Below are 18,937 nucleotides of genomic sequence, written 5' to 3' on the forward strand. Positions count from 1 at the left end.
TATGCGATCGCCAAAAATAATTTACTTCCGTTTTTCTCGCCGCCACTTCTCTTTAACTAAGCGAATTTCATCAAAAGTATAGGCTGTACCTAACTGTTCTTTTAGCGGAGTGAGAGGAATATCACCGAGAACTTCGAGAACTTGCCAAATTTTTTGATGATGTTCCACAGGTACTAATAAATTTAAATCTACAGGCTGGTTTTTTTCGATTAATCTTGCGAGATGGCTGACAACTGTCGCTGGGCTGAGTTTGCGTTGTTTGGCAATTTCAGCAACACTTAAACCTTGTTGATGTAACTGTAGAGTTTGTAATTCAGTTCCAGAAATTAAACTGAGTGAAGGTAGAACATCAACCGCAGAACTAACAGAATTTTTCCCATCACGGTAAGTCCGAATTTCTGCTAAGAACTTTTCCCCATATTGGGCAAGTTTATGACTCCCAACACCAGATAATTTACCAAACTCAACTAAAGTTTTTGGTTGTACCTGTGCCATTAACTTTAATGTGGAGTCATGAAAAATTACGTAAGGTGGAACAGACTGTTCATCAGCCAGTTCTTTACGCAGCGATCGCAATTTATGTAATAATTCTTCTGCCTCAGCAGCTTTAGGACTCTCTTCAATTAAAGATAATTTTTGGGTTGCAGACACAGCAATTTCCACTTTGCGCTGTCGTCGCATCACTTCCCAACTGTGGGCGTTTAATTTTAAAACAGAATAACCATCACTAGTTTGTTCTAACAAACCTTGATGTAAAAGCGATCGCCCTAACATTCGCCATTCTTCCACACTTTTATCTTTACCGATACCGTAAGTAGATAATTTGTCGTGTTCGTATTGGGTTATCTTCTGATTTTTTGCCCCCCGCAACACATCAATAATATGCAGCATTCCAAATCTTTCTTTGCAACGCGCCACACAAGATAAAAACTTCATGGCTTCAATTGTCCAATCTTCCACGGGTTTAGGATGACGACAATTGTCACAATTATTGCAATTTCCCAGAAACCTTTCGCCAAAATAACTGAGTTGAATTGTCCGCCGACAATCTGTCCCCTCAGCATAATCAATCATTTGTCGCAGTTGTTGTTTAGCAATCAACTGTTCTTGAGCATCAGTTTTTTGGTTAATACTCCATTCAATAGTTTTAATATCACCAAAACTAAAAAAGATTGTACAGCGTGAAGGTTCGCCATCGCGTCCCGCCCGCCCAGATTCTTGATAATAACTTTCTAAATTTCGGGGAATATCAAAGTGAATTACCAGTCGCACATCTGGTTTATTAATTCCCATCCCAAAGGCGATAGTTGCCACCATCACCCGTGCATCATCCCGAATAAATCGCGTTTGATTCTTGCTGCGTTCTTCGTCACTTAAGCCTGCATGATAGGGAAGAACTGAAACCTTATCATTTTGCAGTTTAAAAGTTAATTCATCAACTTTTTTGCGAGTCAGACAATAAATAATAGCTGAACCGTCAATTTCTCGAATTAATTCTAATAATTCAGCGTAAGCATATTTACTTTTCGGGCGGACTTCGTAATAAAGATTTTGCCGATTAAAACTAGCAATGTGAATACTTGGCTGCTTTAACCCGATTTGTTGAATGATATCCGAACGGACGCGTTCAGTCGCCGTTGCTGTCAACGCAATCGTCGGGACATGGGGATAACGCGATCGCAATGACCTCAACTGACGATATTCTGGACGAAAATCATGTCCCCACTCCGAAACACAGTGCGCCTCATCAATCGCAAAGGTAGAAATACCAACTTGGTGATGTACTAAATCGAGAAACGGCAAAAACCTTTCACTCATCAGCCGTTCCGGGGCGACATAGAGTAATCTTACCTTACCATTCAGAATGGCTTCTTCCCGCGATCGCACCTGATAAGGATTCAAACTACTATTGAGAAACGTGGCGCTAATATTATTATTTCGCAGTGCTTCCACTTGGTCTTGCATCAACGCAATTAACGGCGATACCACCACCGTCAATCCCTTCTTGATCAATGCTGGTAACTGAAAACACAAAGACTTACCGCCACCCGTTGGCATTACTACCAGCAAATCTCGATTTTGTAGCGCATCTTCGATAATTTTTCGCTGTCCAGGACGGAATTGATCATAACCGAAGTGATATTTTAGCGCCTGTTCGAGATTAGGATACTGAAGCATAGCGATCGCTTTTTTGGCTGCATTCTGCGTAGGTAGTTGATACAAAGATTATAAAAGCACAAAATCCTCTCTGCGCCTTTGCGCCTCTGCGTGAGACAAAAATATTTCAGTGCGATCGCTTCGCATAAATCCTGATTCTTTCATGAATAAAATAAAGATGTACTCATAACTGAGGAACGGGACATCAATCATGCTAAATTACAATCCATTAGCTTGCTTGCCTTCATCTGAGGAATTACCAGACTCTGACGATACCCCCGTGGATAATGAATTACAAGATTTAATTCCCGGTTTACTCAAAGCCCTTTTGGCGATGGCTTGGCCAGAACGCATGGATTGGTTTTTTGGCGTAGATATGGGTATTTATTATGTCCAGATTTACCAGCGATCGTCTCAGATGGATTCCTGAGTCTGGGCGTAGAAAGATTTTATGATCAAAACCTCCGCCCCAGTTATGTGCTTTGGGAAGAAAAGAAACTACCATTATTAGTCCTAGAGGTAGTGTCGCAGACATATCGTGGTGAATACTCAACTAAAAAAGCAGAGTACGCCACGTTAGGGATTTTGTATTACGTGGTTTACAACCCATTTCGTCGCCGCAAGCCACGGTTAGAAGTATACAAATTAGTTAATCATGCTTATGAATTACATGATGGTAATCCAGTTTGGTTGCCAGAAATTGGTTTAGGAATTGGTATAGAACAGGGGACTTATCTTGGTATTCCCCGCGAGTGGATGTATTGGTATAACCAAGAAAGACAAAGGCTTTTAACACCAGAAGAACAAGCACAGCAAGCTCAACAACAAGCGCAACAAGCTCAACAACAAGCACAGCAAGCTCAACAACAAGCGCAACAAGCACAGCAACAAGCGCAATTATTACGAGAAAGATTAAGATCGCTCGGCGTAGATCCAGATTCTCTCACCTGAATTGCTGTAAAAGCTAATTAATTACGCGAGTGCAACTTATTTTTAAAACCCCTCTCCAAACCTCTCCCCGAAACGGAGAGAGGCTTTGAGTCTTGCTCCCCTTCCCTACAAGGGAAGGGGTTGGGGGTTAGGTTTGAGAGAAAGTTACACACTGCGTTAATCAGCATCAAACACTCACCCGCGAATATCAAACACTCACCCGCGAATATCAAACACTCGCCCACGAGTATAAAAGACTCATCCACGAGTATAAAAGACTCATCCACAAGTATTAAACACTCTCACGCAAGTATTAAACACTCGTTCACGAGTATCAAACACTCTCGCGTGAATATCAAAGACTCGCCGACGAGTATCAAACACTCTCGCACGAATATCAAAGACTCGCCGACGAATATCAAATACTCATTCACGAGTATCAAACACTCATTAAAGCAGTTTTCATTTACTTAAACCACACTCTCGCCTTCCTCTTTGCGCCTTTGCGCCTTTGCGTGAGACAAAAACCTTCAGGAATTACCCATCACCCTATCAAGACTCGCCCGCACACCTTCAGCATCCGGTGACTGCAACCGCTGCAAAATCTCCAAAGCAGGTTGCAAATAAGATATCGCTTGAGTGTATTCACCTCGCTGTTCTGCCAAATGCCCCAAACACCACAGAGTCATCGCTTTGCCTTGGATATTACCAATGCGTTCATTTATTTCTAAAGACTGATTGTAAAGTGCGATCGCTTGCTCCACTTCCCCTTTGTTGGCGTAGATTATTCCCAGTTGGTGCAACATCGTCGCTTTGCCTTGGATATTACCAATGCGTTCATTTATTTCTAAAGACTGATTGTAGAGTGCGATCGCTTGCTCCACTTCCCCTCTGTTGGCGTAGATAGATCCTAGATTGTGCAACGTCGCCGCTTTGGTTTTGACATTACCAATGCGTTCAGTTATTTCCAAAGACTGATGGAAAAGTGCGATCGCTTGCTCCACTTCCCCTTTGTTGGCGTAGATTATTCCCAGTTGGTGCAACATCGTCGCTTTGCCTTGGACATTATCAATGCGTTCATTTATTTCCAAAGACTGATTGTAGAGTGCGATCGCTTCATCGATTTCCCCTTTGTCGGCGTAGATACCTGCCAGATTGTGCAACGTCGCTGCTTTGCCTTGGACATCACCAATGCGTTCATCTATTTCCAAAGACTGATTGAAAAGTGCGATCGCTTGCTCCACTTCCCCTTTGTTGGCGTAGAGAATTCCCAGTTTGTGCAACGTCGCCGCTTTAGTTTTCACATCTCCAATGCGTTCACTTATTTCCAAAGACTGATTGTAGAGTGCGATCGCTTCATCCACTTCCCCTTTGTTGGCGTAGATAGCTGCTAAATTGTGCAACGTCGCCGCTTTGCTTTGGACATTTCCAATACGTTCTTCTATTTCCAAAGACTGATTGTAGAGTGCGATCGCTTCATCCACTTCCCCTTTGTTGGCGTAGATACTCCAGACAGTTCAACGTCGCCGCTTTACCTTGGACATCTCCAATGCGTTCTTTTATTTCCAAAGACTGATTGAAAAGTGCGATCGCTTCATCCACTTCCCCTTTGTTGGCGTAGATACGTCCCAATTCGTGCAACGTCGCCGCTTTGCCTTGGATATTACCAATGCGTTCAGTTATTTTCAAAGACTGATTGTAGAGTGCGATCGCTTCATCCACTTCCCCTTTTTTGGAGTAGATCATTCCCAGTTGGTACAACGTCGCCGCTTTGCCTTGGACATCACCAATGCGTTCTTTTATTTCCAAAGACTGATTGTAGAGTGCGATCGCTTGTTCCACTTCCCCTTTGTTGGCGTAGATACTTGCCAGTTCGTGCAACGTCGCCGCTTTGCCTTGGACATCACCAATGCGTTCTTTTATTTCCAAAGACTGATTGAAAAGTGCGATCGCTTTATCCACTTCCCCTTTGTCGGCGTAGAGAATTCCCAGATTGTTTAACGTCGTCGCTTTGCCTTGGACATCTCCAATGCGTTCAAATATTTCCAAAGACTGATTGTAGAGTGCGATCGCTTGCTCCACTTCCCCTTTGTTGGCGTAGAGAATTGCCAGACAGTGCAACGTCGCCGCTTTGCCTTGGACATTACCAATGCGTTCTTCTATTTCCAAAGACTGATTGTAGAGTGCGATCGCTTCATCCACTTCCCGTTTGTTGGCGTAGAGATATCCCAGATTGTTCAAAGTTGCCGCTTTACCTTGGACATCACCAATGCGTTCAAATATTTCCAAAGACTGATTGCAGAGTGCGATCGCTTGCTCTACTTCCCCTTTGTTGGCGTAGATACGTGCCAGACAGTGCAACGTCGCCGCTTTGCCTTTGACATTACCAATGCGTTCATCTATTTCCAAAGACTGATTGTAGAGTGCGATCGCTTTATTCGCTTCCCATTTATCGGCGTAGATAATTGCCAGTTCGTGCAACGTTGCCGCTTTGCCTTGGACATTTCCAATGCGTTCAAATATTTCCAAAGACTGATTGTAGAGTGCGATCGCTTCATCCACATCCCCTTTGTCGGCTTTCAGCATCCCAAAATAATAATAAATTGACGCTAATTCTGCTTCGTCTTCTGCGGGACAAAGATTTAAAGCTTGTTGGTAATAGTTTAATGCTTGATCAACCTCACCCATTTGGTGTTCACAATAAGCAATTTCTTTGAGAACACTATGGTTTTTAGTAATTTCTAAAGTTGATTTGCACAGATATATTGCTTCCCGATATCGACCTTGATGCAACAAGCCGTTCGCCAATGAACTAGCTATTTTCGCTGCAATTTCTTCATCCTTCCCCAACAACGCCAACCGATGAATTTCTAACATTTGTGCTTCCGTCGCACCTTCCGCTTCCCACCACAGGCGATACAAAATTTGTGCAGCTTGTTTATACAACTCTTCACCCTTGGGGTTTTCTGGAAACTCTAGCAACGGTGACAAAATCCGGGGAACACGATACAACCTCTCTGTGTTGTTGGTGAGGGTAACTTCCAACAAACCCAAAATTTCAGCGCGTTGAATATGACTTTCCCAACTTGAGATATCCTCACAAATAGGGGAAATCGCAGCTAGAGGAACAGGTAACTCATACACCAACAACTTCCCCAGCATAAGACGCAAAGCTGGAGTTTGCTGCTTCAGCAATACCTGTGCCAAAATATCCTCACGAAATTCCTTTTCCTTATCTGCCATCTTTTGCAGAATCATCTCAACTCCCCTCTTTGCTTCCGGCGACTTCGGGGAATTTTGCAAAATCTTATCTAACCATTCCAACAGCCGAGGATTTCCATCTGCTGCTTTTTTGGCACGTTCCGGTAAATCAGGCTGAAATTGCCAACTGCCATTAAACGAATCCAGACGATTATACTTTTTAATTAAATCTGCCCCACCCAAAGCCCCCAGAGGTTCGCGGTACAGACGATGATTCAGTTCCGACAAAGTGAAATTGTAGCGACAGGTAATAATTACCTTGTGGGGAAGTTGGGAATTTTGCATCGCCTTCAGCAACGCCAGCAGTACATCCACAACTTGTGGTTGCAAGACATAAACCCCATTTCGTAAATCCAAATTAGCCTCAAAGTCATCCAGCACAAAGGCAAAGCGCTGTTCTTTGGTATTGAGTCCTTCAGTGAAAAACTTCGTGAGGCGCTGCATCAACGGTAACTTGCCATTGAGAATTTCATGCCCCCGTTCCGAGGTACATTGTTCAGCAAGGGTTTTGAGCAGTTTGTCCTCATCGAGTTGCCGAAAGTTCACCAGCCTGTGATAGCCAACCATCCTTTCCAGAAGTCGCGCCGTCACAGTACTCTTACCCACACCACCCAGTCCGTGAATTAGTACCCCTAATGAAGTGCGAATAGCTTTGAGACAACGTTGCAAATTCCGCCGTCTGCCAACAAACTCAGAGGGTTTCGCCACCCGCACCAGTTGGGTATCGGGATCTAAAAACTGTTGATAAGCAGGTTCCGGCGCTGAGGGTGGCACATCTCCCACCACATCCACCAACGCACCCGGACATTCGCCCTGGACATATAACCGTAACAAATGCCAGTCCCGCACTTTCTGTTTAAACAACTGCTGGTAAGTGCTGGCGAGTGCTTGGGCTAATTCATATCCAGCCGCTAATTTGCCGTAGAGGTGCGCGGCTGCGGCTGTGGCTGTCCGGTCTTCCACAGGCCGCCCCCAACTTAAAACCGCCCTAGCCCCTTGTTCAATAAGTGCCTCAGCCATTGAAGGCACAGCCCCTTTATCTGGTGCTTGTCCAGTCCGACACCCAGACAAAAACACCAACTTGGGAAAGCGAAACCGAAAGACTTCCGCCAGTTCTACGGCTGTGGTTTCGTGGCGTTCCCCGATTTCCGTCTCAGTGATAAAGTAAGGCGTGTAAGGTGCTGCATCCTTAATTGAGGCGTGTCCTGTGAGGTGAAACACATCAAAATCATCAAGATAGCGACTCCATACCTTACCCAACTCCCTCACGCAACCGCTTTCTTCCACCCGCAAATCTACAGCAAAATCTCGCGTATCTGCCAAAATCCTCGCTTCTTCCTGTTCAAACTCTAACTTTGGTTCCACATCTTCCGGATCGGTCGCCATAAACAATACTCGCAATTGTCGTGCTTCCACGAGAAACGGTTCCGTTTCTTTCTCAATCCAGCGCAGAGGTAAAACCACTGGATTAACCCGCTTGACTAAAAAATCCTCACCATCATGCAGCACTTCCCAAGGTAGATGTGCCAGTTGTTTCCCAGTATCAATGGCAATTACCAACCCCTCACCGCGACAGTTAGCAATTCCCCGACTCAACCACCGCCCATCCCCATCCAACCAAAAAAATAACTGCTGCCCAATTCCCCGTAAATTAGGCAGCAGTTGATAATAATCGCGATCGCCTTGCTTGAGTAAATTAGCGATTTCTGCTAATTGCAGGCGACGTGGTTCATAATGCTTTTGTTGAGGTAGCCAATACCTGAGTTCAACAGTTTCTTGTGTACTTTCCCGAAGTTGAATGCGGATAGTTTGCACTTTATTTGCTGATAGATTTGAGGATTTCGGTAATTTCCTCTATAGTAGCGTCTGCGAGAAAAATCCTGTTTCCCGTATCTGGGTCAAGAATTACCACATCAAATTGCTTATCTGGATGGGATTTTTGCCATTCTTGATACCATTTGCGGATTTGTTCAGCTAAAGCAGCAGCACCACCGACAATGCCAAAAATGGTAGCAATAGCCGCCAAAGTTCCCTCTCGCTGCGTCGGTACTTCATAACTCCCCGATATCCCAGGAATTTCTAACAAAGCTTCGGCGGCCGCTGGCGCACCTTCACCCTCAATACCAATTTGAATTTCTGCCATTAGTAATCTCTACCACACGAATAAAATCATATATCCCGCAAATATATTAAATATATAGTCAATAAGCGACTCAAATTTGTTGATGTCATACCATTTCACTAAATAAATCATACGAATAATTTCTCCTCCGCCCCTCTGCTCCTCTGCCCACGCCAGTCGCTACAAGTCGGGAAACCCGCCGACACTTGCTACAACGGAGGGAACCTCCGCAACGCAGTGTCTCCCCAACGCGCTGGCTCCCCTGCGGTCTATTTGTATCAAACTTAAAGTGAAACGGTATCAGAGGAAGTGTCAGAATGTTAAGTGTAAACTTTCATCACCAACGCACTTATGCCTAAAGCAGTTTGGAACGGCGCAACTTTAGCCGAAAGCGATAATACTGTAGTTGTGGAAGGCAATCACTATTTTCCTCCCGACGCAATTAACAAGCAGTATTTCCAAGACAGCGACACCCACACAACTTGTCCCTGGAAAGGTTTAGCCAGTTACTACAGCATCGAAGTTGATGGACAGGTTAATAAAGATGCTGCTTGGTATTATCCCAGCGCCAAAGAAAAAGCAAAAAATATTGAAGGTTACATCGCTTTCTGGAAAGGCGTAAAAGTCGAAGCTTAATTTGATCCGCTTCCGGCTTATTTGCTGAAACTGTTGATTAACCGAGTTTTAGTAAATAAGCCTCTTTTTCCTGATTTTACTCAACACTCTGCGTATTGAACCAAGCTTCTAAATCTGCAATTCCTTGGAAATCTAACAAAGCTTCCCCTAGATTTTCTAATTCTTCTAAAGAGAGCGTTTCAATTTTGCCTATCAGTGGTAAAGTTAATTTTCCCACACGACGAGTAAGTTGGCGAAAAATGAGCGATCGCGCTTCTGTTAGTTTTCCTAGTTGTTCGCCTTCAGCAAGAATTTCTTGATAAATTACTGATTCGCGCATCATATCCTCCCGAAATAATTGTCGAATCAAGTCTTTTTTGTATTTTAACCCTGCAAAGATTTGGGTGTAGGTCGAAATTTCCAGTCTTTGTGTTGACTCAAGTTGATTGACTCTTTGCACCACTTGTTGCAATAAAGCTTGGGGTTGGGAAGTTGCTGTTAGTGGTGCTAATGGTAACAATGCTGGGTTATCCAGGAAGATTTGGGGATTTTCTTCCCATAGGCTAATTACTCGATATTCATGACAAGTGCTTTCGACATGGAAAACAGTTTCAATTACTGTGTCTGGTGCAGGAGGAAGTAATAATACAACAACTTGCGTGATGGGGATACGATATAACCGATATAACCTTACCCAATAATCAAGCATCCGCAACGGTAGAGGTGGATTTGATTCGAGTTTAGTTTGAAATTCCAGGTGAAGAATGCGTTCTTCTAATTGTAGAAATGTAACGTAATCAGCACGTATTGGTTCAATACTCAATTCGGTTTTGAGGACAGTGGCGGCTGTTTGCGGTGTACCTAATACCCAACTAGCAAAGGTGGCGGGATGTTTTTCAGATAGGAGTTTGCAGAGGTTGTCAAAGGACATGAATAATCAGCACTCTTTGTCAAATTATTTCACTTTCTGGCTCAACAAGCTCAAAATTTACTTTGTTATATAAATCTTGTAGGGAAATTTCCAAGGGTACAGATGCAAATGCGATCGCATTATCTTCCTCATCATACTCACCCAGATTCCATTGTTTCTTCCCAATTTTAGAAAACTGCTCTACATGCACCTGATATTGGTCTATTAACAGATATTCTTGAAACGTGGGAATTGTGCGATACGCCGCAAACTTATCCTCATAATCATAATTTCTAGTGGATTTTGACAGCACCTCCACAATAATTTGCGGGTTAGTAATAATATCTTGGCGATTGTTAAAAAATTCTGGTTCACCTGCGATAATCATCACATCTGGGTATGTATAAATCCGTTTTTGTGATGTCCACAGACGGACATCACTCACAAAAACTTCGTAATTTTGCTGTCTAAATGCAAAATTTAACGCATAACCAAGGTTAAGTGAGACTTGAGCGTGATTAACGGTTCCACCCGCCATTGGAATTATTTGTCCATCAATATATTCACTTTTATATTCAGCCGCTTCCTCTAACTGTAAATATTCCTCTGGGGTGTAGTATTGCTGTTGTGTAACTTGCATAGCTTTTACCCATATCTATTCAACAGTGTAACTGGGTTATCTCACAAAAAAGGTGCGTTCTACCATTGCAGAAACACACCCTCAATACTCTGCGTTACTCCGCGCCTACCTCAGCGCACCTCTGCGTTTAAATCTTAATATCCAAAACCCTTACCAAAAACGCCCACTTATCCGCAGCTTCTTCAATAATCTTTGTTGTTGGTTTACCCGCACCATGTCCCGCCTTTGTCTCAATTCTAATTAGCACAGGTGCATCACCTTGATGGGCTGCTTGCAAAGCCGCTGCAAATTTGAAACTATGGGCAGGAACTACGCGATCGTCGTGATCTGCGGTAGTAATTAAAGTGGCTGGATAAGCTGTCTTTGGTTTTAAGTTATGCAACGGTGAATAAGCATAAAGTGTTTTGAACTCTTCGGCATTATCTGGCGAACCATATTCCGCAGTCCAAGCCCAGCCGATAGTAAACTTGTGAAAGCGCAACATATCCATCACGCCGACTGCTGGTAAAGCCGCACCAAATAAATCAGGACGCTGTGTCATACAAGCACCCACCAATAAACCGCCGTTACTACCACCTGCGATCGCTAGTTTGCCAGTTTTTGTATACTTATTGGCAATTAACCACTCAGCTGCCGCAATAAAATCATCAAACACATTTTGTTTTTTCTCTTTCATCCCGGCTTGATGCCATTCTTCACCATATTCTCCGCCACCGCGCAGATTTGGCATAGCGTAAACACCACCCATCTCCATCCACACCAAGGTACTCACAGAAAAAGTCGGAGTTAGAGAGATATTAAACCCACCATAAGCATAGAGAAAAGTTGGATTATTGCCATCTAACTTAATGCCTTTTTTGTGAGTAATAAACATCGGCACCTTTGTGCCATCTTTGCTGTGATAAAATACCTGCTTTGTTTCGTAATCATCAGGATTAAAGTCTACCTTTGGTTGGCGGAAAAGCTGACTTTTACCAGTCACCATATCGTAGCGATAAATTGCGCCTGGGGTAGTAAAACTAGTGAAACTATAAAAAGTTTCTGTGTCATGACGTTTACCGCCAAAACCACCGACTGAACCGACTCCGGGTAATTCTACCTCACGCACCAATGCACCTTTTAGGTCAAAAATTTTAATTTGCGATCGCGCATCTTGTAAATAATCAGCAACAAACTGATTATTGAGAATATTGACACTTTCTAAAGTTGCTTCACTTTGCCGAATAATTTCTTGCCATGCTGATTTCTCTGGTTTTTTAATATCAATGGCAATTACTCTACCCCGTGGAGCATTTAAATCGGTGCGGAAATAAAAGATACTATCATCATGGTCAATAAAACTATAATCTGCCTCAAACTCGTTAATGAGTTCAACAACTTCAGCTTGAGGATTAGTTAAGTCTTTATAAAATACTAAATTCCTAGAGTCAGTTCCCAACCACACAGCAATAATTAAATATTGTCCATCTTCTGTAACACCACCACCAAATCCCCATTCTTTTTGGTCAGGACGTTGATAAATTAAAATGTCTTCCGATTGGGGCGTACCTAATTTATGGTAATAAAGCTTTTGATAATAGTTGACATCTTCTAACTGAGTTTTAGAATTTGGCTTATTGTAACGACTATAAAAAAAGCCTTGATTATCAGTTGTCCAAGATGCACCAGAAAATTTAATCCACTGCAAATGGTCTGCTAAATCTTTACCTGTTTCCACATCGCGGACTTTCCACTCTTGCCAATCAGAACCAGAAGTTGAAAGACCATAAGCTAAAAGTCTACCATCATTACTAATAGATAATCCTGATAAAGCAACAGTGCCATCAGCAGAAAGTTTATTGGGGTCAAGTAAAACTTGCGGTTCAGAGTCGAGAGTTTTTAATGTATATAATACGCTTTGATTTTGCAGCCCATCGTTTTTGAAATAAAAATAGCGATCGCTGGAACTATCCCCTAAAGATTCACCTTCTTTAAAAGGAATACCATATTTTTCATAATCCCAAAGTTTAGTTAAGCGTTGTTTAATTTTGTCACGAGCAGGAATTTCACCTAAAAAGCCAAAAGTAATTTTATTTTGAGCCGCAATCCAGGCTTTCGATTCTTCAGAATCGGGATTCTCTAACCAACGATAAGGGTCTGCAACCAAAGTTCCGTGATAATCATCTACTTGTTCGCTTTTATGGGTAATTGGATAAGTAATCTGTTTTGCTGTTGACATAGTTGGGGATACAATTCTTCTGTGTACATGGTAATCAGAATTCCCAGCCTTGTGGTAGCTGGCTAAAGCTACAGGTAATATTCCCGGATTTACAACCCAGTAAGAAACAAAAACTGTGGTGAAAAATATTACAAAAAATCGTACGATGTTGGCAAGCAATTTCATCATAGAAATAGTAGAGTCAAAACAAAGCTACATCTAGTAAAAACAGTATGACTTACACTCCACCTAGGCTACTTAGCTTTGAGGAATTTATTAACCAATATGGTGACAATACACGTTACGAACTTATGGATGGGGAATTAAGAGGCATGGAACCTACAGGCCATCATGAAGCCGTTGCGGGGAGTATTGCCGGTAGAATCTATGTCGAAGTTTTTAATTCTCATTTAAACTGGCTAGTTCCCAAAACTTGCTTGATTAAACCACTTGCGGCTACTGCTACAGCATTGCGTCCTGATGTTATTGTTTTAGATCAAGTAGAACTGAGCAAAGAACCACTCTGGCAAAAAGAACCTATTATTTGTAACGGCAGTACGATTAAACTTGTTGCTAAAGTGGTAAGTACAAATTGGCAAGATGATTATGCCAGAAAAGTGGAAGAATATGCTTTTCTGAACATTCTTGAATATTGGATTGTGGACTTTCAGGGATTAGGTGGTTGGCAATTTATTGGTAATCCCAAACAGCCTACTTTCACCGTTGGTCATTTAGTTAACGGTGTGTATGAACAGCAGCAATATCGCTTAGGAGAAACTATCTCATCTTATCTGTTTCCCAACTTACAGATGAAACTTGATGATATTATGCCTGTGACAGCAGTAGAACCATAAATTAAATTAAACTAAGTTGATACTCAGCACATCCTAACCATTATTGCTGACTAACTTCTCACCCTTCAACATCCTCACAGCAGCTTCGAGTAAGGCTTCTTCGAGATAAGGCTTAGTAAAGTAACCACTAGCACCAAGTTGAATTGCCATTTGTCTGTGTTTGTCTGCACCGCGCGAGGTGAGCATAGCGATAGGTAAGTGATTCAGGCTGGAATCTTTTTGAATGCGTGATAATAACTCCAGTCCGTCGCAACGGGGCATTTCAATATCGCAGAATACAATATCGCAAGGTAGTCCAGAGCGCAGTTTATCCCAAGCTTCTTGACCATCACGCGCCTGTTCAACGCGATAGCCTGATTTATTAAAGGTCAAAGATAACAATTCTCTCACTGTAATTGAGTCATCAACAATCAGCACAGTTGGATCAATTTTCTCCGCCTGAACTTCTATAACAGTAGGTGGAGTTTTTTGTTGCCAAGGAGTACCACCACTATGTTTAGACATCCGTCCTTGGAAGATATCGATAATTTCCAACACGTCAGCAATTGGCATAATCCGACCATCCCCTAGCACCGTAGCACCAGCTACACCAATGGGTTTAGGCGCTGGCCCTTCAAATTGCTTAATGACAATTTCTTGTTCACTGAGTACTAAGTCAATTTGTAAAGCAATTAAAGTATTGCCCGATCGCACCACCACGACGGAAACTGTATCATCATCCCTAGTACCACCGTAAACATTACCGCGACTCAACTGGCGATTGAAGGATAATAAATCTTTGAGAGGTCGGAATGGCAAGACTGTATCACGCCAAGAAATAAATGTTTGCCCATCAGCATTATGTTGAATATTTTTGGCGGGGATGTCTAAAGTATCTTCTACTCCATCCATTGGGAAGGCAATTCGGGCTTTATCGGAGACGCAGCAGAGGGCTTTACAAATACTTAGGGTGAGTGGTAAACGAATAGTGAATGTTGTGCCTTTACCAATTGCCGAATCTGTATTGACAGTCCCGCGAATTTCACTAATCTCGGAACGCACTACATCCATCCCGACACCACGACCAGAAATTTCATCGGCTTTATCTTTGATACTAAACCCAGGCTGGAACAGCAAATCATAAACTTCCATACGGGAGATTGTTCTGGCTTGTTCTTTGGTAATCATCCCGACCTTAACGGCCTTAACTTTGACTTTTTCTGGGTCGATACCTGCACCGTCATCACCCACAGAAATAACTGTTTGGTTTCCTTGATGGAAGGCGCGGATGGTAATTTCTCCCACAGGTGGTTTACCCGCAGCTTGACGTTCTTCTGGAGTTTCGATTCCATGCGCGATCGCATTATTCAACATGTGCGTTAATGGATCGGTGAGATGATCTAAAATCATCTTGTCAATTAAGGTATCGCTACCTTCAATCACCAACTCTACTTGTTTACCGCATTTAATCGCGTTATCCCGCACACCGCGCCGCAAGCGGTCAATCGCCTGAGAAAACGGCACCATGCGAGCGCGGGTTAAGCCTTCTTGCAATTGCGTTGTCACCTGACGGAATTGTCTCGCCACACGTTCAGTCTCTTCAGTCACAAAGTCGATGTCACTCGCTGACTCCCGTACTCGCACAATCAATTCAATCATTTCTTGAGACAATGTGTGGAACGGGGTAAACCGATCCATTTCTAGTTCGCTAAAACCCCTGTCTGTATCGGGTTCTGGTGAGAAGATTGGCGTTTCTTTTTTGGTACGACTGGCCAGTAGAGAAGCTTCTAAAAGCGATCGCTCATATAATTCTTGCATTCTCGCGCCCACATCTGATAGCTGTTGCACTTGAATTAGCAAGTTATCTAATGATTGTCTTAGCCGTTCATGATCCTGCTCTAAGGTGTTACGGTTGACTACCAATTCCCCGACTAAATTGCTCATATCGTCCAGTTGTTTGACTGGCACTTTCATTGTTTCTTCAAATCTGGCGTTCCGTCGATTTGTTGGACGAGGAGCTTTATTATTGTTGGATTTGATTGGTGATGTGTGAGCGATTGTGTTATCTGCTTCGGCCAGTAGTTTTTCTAAATCACTAAATTCATCTTCGAGTTTTGGTGATGCAGGCGTTTCACTAACAGAGTGATTACTGGCTGTGGTAGGAGATTCTGAGATGTAATTATGGTGAATTGTGGATTGGGGAGAGATTTCATCATCGTTATCTCCACCTAACAAAGCTTCCAACGCTGCAAAATCGTCCGAAGCGATCGCACCAGCATCACTTGGTAGTTCTTCTCCTAATAATGCTTCTAAATCAGCAAAGTCATTTTCATCTTCAGATATTATATTTGTTTCTTCTGTGGATGATTCTGTGAATTTTACATTAATACTTTCTACTTCAGTAATTGGTATATCTGATGATATCTCACTGATTTCTAATAATAATTCTGGAGATTCTGCTGTTTCTCTTAAGACATCAACAGCAACAGTCTGGTTAATATTTTCATAAACTTCTAGTTTTAATCCTGACTCTTCACCACTGGATGATATTTCATCTGTATCTGCCGTGGAAAATAAATCAAAATCATCGCTAATTATTGGCTCAGAATTATCAGATTTTTCATGATTATTGACAACTAATAAATCATCGAGTAAATTTTCAAAATTTGGCAGTTGGGAAAACTCAATAATTTCTGTATCTGCAAGTAACTGATCTAAATCCGTATTTGGTTGGCTGATGTCTGTGGCTAATAACTCATCTAGCAAACTCAAGTCTACATCTTCATTGACTACGGGTTCATTCACATTTCCATGAGTTTCAGATGTTCCTGGAAGGCTAATATCTCCAAACAAATCAAAAGCTGGATTATCGGAACTGTCTAGCTGAATATACGTGCCATGAATTTTTGGCTCTAAATCAGCTAAAGCCATCGGTTCATCTTGGGCAAATTCTGAATCTAAATCATCAAAAAGATTGAGTTCTACTTCCCCAAAAGCTTGGGCATCAACCGCAGCAGCTTCCGGCGACTGGTAAGTGAATTCGGGAGTGAAATCTAATGCCTCTGGTGCTTGGGCAAAATTGCGAATTTCTGGTGAAGAAACATCGCGATCGCTAAAAACAGGCGCTTTTAATTCCCCAAATAAATCATTTTCACTATCTGAAGCAAAATCTAAGTCAGGTTGGAGGAAAGTTAGCTCAAAATCATCTCGATAATCTTCTATATTCGAGGAACTAGCATCCTGCATATCCCCAAAAATTTCCCCAGAAGCCGCCGCTGCAAATAAACTTTCTTCTAAAGCTTTAGTAACATCTTCTTCTAAGATATTATCAAATTCTGACTGTAATTCTGTGTCTGCGGGGGAATCCCAGAAATTACTCAAATCATCTTCTGTCTGAGCTAAATTTGTTGCTATTGTAGGTGGACTATCAAATAAATCCCCAATTCCTGAATCTTGTGTGGGTATGAGTGTATTTTCTTCACCTTCAGCAAATAAACCGTCTAAAGACAAAGAGTTAGGTTCAGAAATTGACACCTTAAGTTCTGTATTGTCAAAAGGATTGACCTCTGAAAGAGTTGTTTTCGCATTTTCGAGGAATAATTCATCTAAAATGCTTTGTTGGGAGACAGATAATCCAGTACTCGGAATCGCCTCAGTTGTTGGTTGAGCTACTTCGCTCACCATTGGTAGTTGATGATCATCTAGGGTCAGAGCTAACAGGTCATCTACATCTTGGTTGCTGACGTTAGCCGAAGATAATTGAGGTGCATTCGTAATTTCTGTTTCGGAAGAGTCTTTTTCTAAGAAATTATCGCCAAATAACAGTCCAAGTTCTTCTGTAGTGCTGAGATTGACATTTGGCTCATCAGTACGTAGTTCTTCATCTAGAGACAGAAAATCCGCCAAATCACTATCATTATCTTCTGTCGTATCTTCGGTAATATTTATTCCCAAGTCACTAACAGCAGTAATATCCAGAATTTCTTCTTGTTGCCAAGTTTCATCTAATTCTGGTGTTTCCCCTTCAAATAAATCGGCTAAAGTATTTAAGTCTGCTAATGCTACTTCTGGCCCGTGATGGTCAATTTGACCAATCGTGAATGACACATCTTCTCCATCACTAAACAGAGAATTAGCTACATTTTCACTCGGATGATTAATTGCGATCGCACTATCTTGATTCAGTTGCTCATTAATATCCGCCAAGCTAATAACACTATCTGTAGGTTCTACACTAGCAATGAGAGAAACTTCCTCATTAGTTGTGGTGATGTTGACAGCTTGGTTTTCTATCTCCGTAACTAGTTCATTATCAAATAAATCAAATTCCAGTTCGGGAAAACTTAGGAGTGCTTCTAATTGCTGACTAATTGTAATCTCAGCATCTCTATCTTGAAGCACTAATTCCTGAGCTTGTTTAATTTCAGTAATGACAATTTTAGCTAGGGTAAGATAAGTATTTTCACTATTACAGATCGCATTTGCCGCAGCTTGACATAAACTAGACCAATTCGGCAAATTCCATCTTTGTCCAAGTTTCTCTAACTGGCGACAACATTGCTGAAGATTTTGGCGTGATTCTGCTGTCGCTTGTTGCTTAAACAGTTGCAACATTTGTCGTAGAGCTTGCAGCACCTGATTTTGAAACTCGCTCCAAGTATTTTCTTGGGCGGCAACTGATGTGGGTATTCCTGGAGATGCAACTTGAGTGTCTTCTACTGGTGTAGAAGTATCCGTCCGCCAGAAAATCTCTGTGAGTGAACTGACGCTTTCTGTTTGGGGCGATTGTATGACTGTATGACTATCATCTGCTACGCCATTGTGACCTTTTTGTACTAAAGAGTCTAGATGATCAATCAGCCATTTAAATACAGGTTCAGCTTCCGACATCAAAGTGTTGGCCGCTTCTTCTGACAGTCCGTAGGGGCCGCTTAAATGTTCTAATAAAGCTTTGAGAGTATCTGCTACACCCAGAAACAATGATTCTAACTTTTCATCAATCCGAACTGGATGCTCTTTGAGGACTTTAAAGCAATCTTCTAGACGATGAGCCGTGTGCTGGATACTAGTTAGGCCCAGCATAGCCGCGCCGCCTTTAATGGAGTGGGCTGCCCGAAAAACTTCATTGATCATTTCCGGGTCGTTCAAAGTACCTTGAAGATCCAATAACCCCTGCTCAATTGTGTTCAGGTGGTCTCGCGCTTCTTCGATAAAGTAACCCAAAATCCGCTGTTGTTGTTCCGGCAGCATAGTTTTTTAGTCAAGAGTCAAG

At 42.3% G+C, this 18,937-nt stretch carries 10 protein-coding genes and 1 pseudogene; 3 read left to right on the forward strand and 8 right to left on the reverse strand.

The window, feature by feature from the left end:
• Positions 1-21: 21 nt before the first annotated feature.
• Entirely contained in the window at positions 22-2,178 is a 2,157-nt protein-coding gene (gene recQ / locus AC504W_RS03520; protein ID WP_494878553.1) for a DNA helicase RecQ, read from the reverse strand.
• A 190-nt stretch (positions 2,179-2,368) separates the two neighbouring features.
• On the opposite strand from recQ, the pseudogene AC504W_RS03525 reads away from it, so the two are divergent.
• Positions 2,369-3,108 (forward strand): annotated as a pseudogene (locus AC504W_RS03525) (Uma2 family endonuclease).
• A 509-nt stretch (positions 3,109-3,617) separates the two neighbouring features.
• Here the strand turns inward: AC504W_RS03525 and AC504W_RS03530 are convergent.
• From AC504W_RS03530 to AC504W_RS03540, 3 genes are read right to left on the reverse strand one after another with little or no spacing between them, the layout of a single operon-like run.
• Entirely contained in the window at positions 3,618-4,571 is a 954-nt protein-coding gene (locus AC504W_RS03530) for a tetratricopeptide repeat protein (protein ID WP_494876284.1), read from the reverse strand.
• A complete protein-coding gene (locus tag AC504W_RS03535; protein WP_494876286.1) occupies positions 4,564-8,163 on the reverse strand; it encodes a tetratricopeptide repeat protein in 3,600 nt (1,199 codons plus the stop codon). Before AC504W_RS03535 ends, AC504W_RS03530 begins: the two co-directional genes overlap by 8 nt.
• A 1-nt stretch (position 8,164) precedes the next feature.
• Positions 8,165-8,491, reverse strand: coding sequence for a hypothetical protein (locus tag AC504W_RS03540; protein WP_494876287.1), 327 nt, complete (start codon positions 8,489-8,491; stop codon positions 8,165-8,167).
• A gap of 330 nt (positions 8,492-8,821) precedes the next feature.
• Between AC504W_RS03540 and AC504W_RS03545 the strand changes: the two genes are divergently transcribed.
• A complete protein-coding gene (locus AC504W_RS03545) occupies positions 8,822-9,106 on the forward strand; it encodes a DUF427 domain-containing protein (RefSeq protein WP_494876288.1) in 285 nt (94 codons plus the stop codon).
• A 76-nt stretch (positions 9,107-9,182) separates the two neighbouring features.
• Here AC504W_RS03545 and AC504W_RS03550 read toward each other — a convergent pair whose 3' ends face one another.
• The 3 genes from AC504W_RS03550 to AC504W_RS03560 all read right to left on the reverse strand — a co-directional run bounded on the left by AC504W_RS03550 (position 9,183) and on the right by AC504W_RS03560 (position 12,853).
• Entirely contained in the window at positions 9,183-10,016 is an 834-nt protein-coding gene (locus AC504W_RS03550; protein WP_494876290.1) for an Rpn family recombination-promoting nuclease/putative transposase, read from the reverse strand.
• A 19-nt stretch (positions 10,017-10,035) separates the two neighbouring features.
• Positions 10,036-10,635, reverse strand: a complete 600-nt coding sequence (locus AC504W_RS03555; RefSeq protein ID WP_494876291.1) for a Uma2 family endonuclease — start codon at positions 10,633-10,635, stop codon at positions 10,036-10,038.
• A 127-nt stretch (positions 10,636-10,762) separates the two neighbouring features.
• Complete coding sequence (locus AC504W_RS03560) at positions 10,763-12,853, reverse strand: prolyl oligopeptidase family serine peptidase (protein WP_494876292.1); 2,091 nt, start codon at positions 12,851-12,853, stop codon at positions 10,763-10,765.
• Between the two features lie 212 nt (positions 12,854-13,065).
• Between AC504W_RS03560 and AC504W_RS03565 the strand changes: the two genes are divergently transcribed.
• Entirely contained in the window at positions 13,066-13,686 is a 621-nt protein-coding gene (locus AC504W_RS03565) for a Uma2 family endonuclease (RefSeq protein WP_494876294.1), read from the forward strand.
• A gap of 33 nt (positions 13,687-13,719) precedes the next feature.
• Here the strand turns inward: AC504W_RS03565 and AC504W_RS03570 are convergent, their stop codons facing one another.
• Positions 13,720-18,915: a hybrid sensor histidine kinase/response regulator gene (locus AC504W_RS03570; protein ID WP_494876296.1), complete on the reverse strand. Its 5,196-nt coding sequence runs from the start codon at positions 18,913-18,915 to the stop codon at positions 13,720-13,722.
• Between the last annotated feature and the right edge of the window lie 22 nt (positions 18,916-18,937).

This window comes from Nostoc sp. C96, assembly GCF_059384975.1.

Coding starts and splice junctions, on each gene's coding strand:
- recQ (WP_494878553.1), bottom strand. CDS start 2,178: ATGCTTCAGTATCCTAATCTCGAACAGGCGCTAAAATATCACTTCGGT.
- AC504W_RS03540 (WP_494876287.1), bottom strand. CDS start 8,491: ATGGCAGAAATTCAAATTGGTATTGAGGGTGAAGGTGCGCCAGCGGCC.
- AC504W_RS03545 (WP_494876288.1), top strand. CDS start 8,822: ATGCCTAAAGCAGTTTGGAACGGCGCAACTTTAGCCGAAAGCGATAAT.
- AC504W_RS03550 (WP_494876290.1), bottom strand. CDS start 10,016: ATGTCCTTTGACAACCTCTGCAAACTCCTATCTGAAAAACATCCCGCC.
- AC504W_RS03555 (WP_494876291.1), bottom strand. CDS start 10,635: ATGCAAGTTACACAACAGCAATACTACACCCCAGAGGAATATTTACAG.
- AC504W_RS03560 (WP_494876292.1), bottom strand. CDS start 12,853: ATGTCAACAGCAAAACAGATTACTTATCCAATTACCCATAAAAGCGAA.
- AC504W_RS03565 (WP_494876294.1), top strand. CDS start 13,066: ATGACTTACACTCCACCTAGGCTACTTAGCTTTGAGGAATTTATTAAC.
- AC504W_RS03570 (WP_494876296.1), bottom strand. CDS start 18,915: ATGCTGCCGGAACAACAACAGCGGATTTTGGGTTACTTTATCGAAGAA.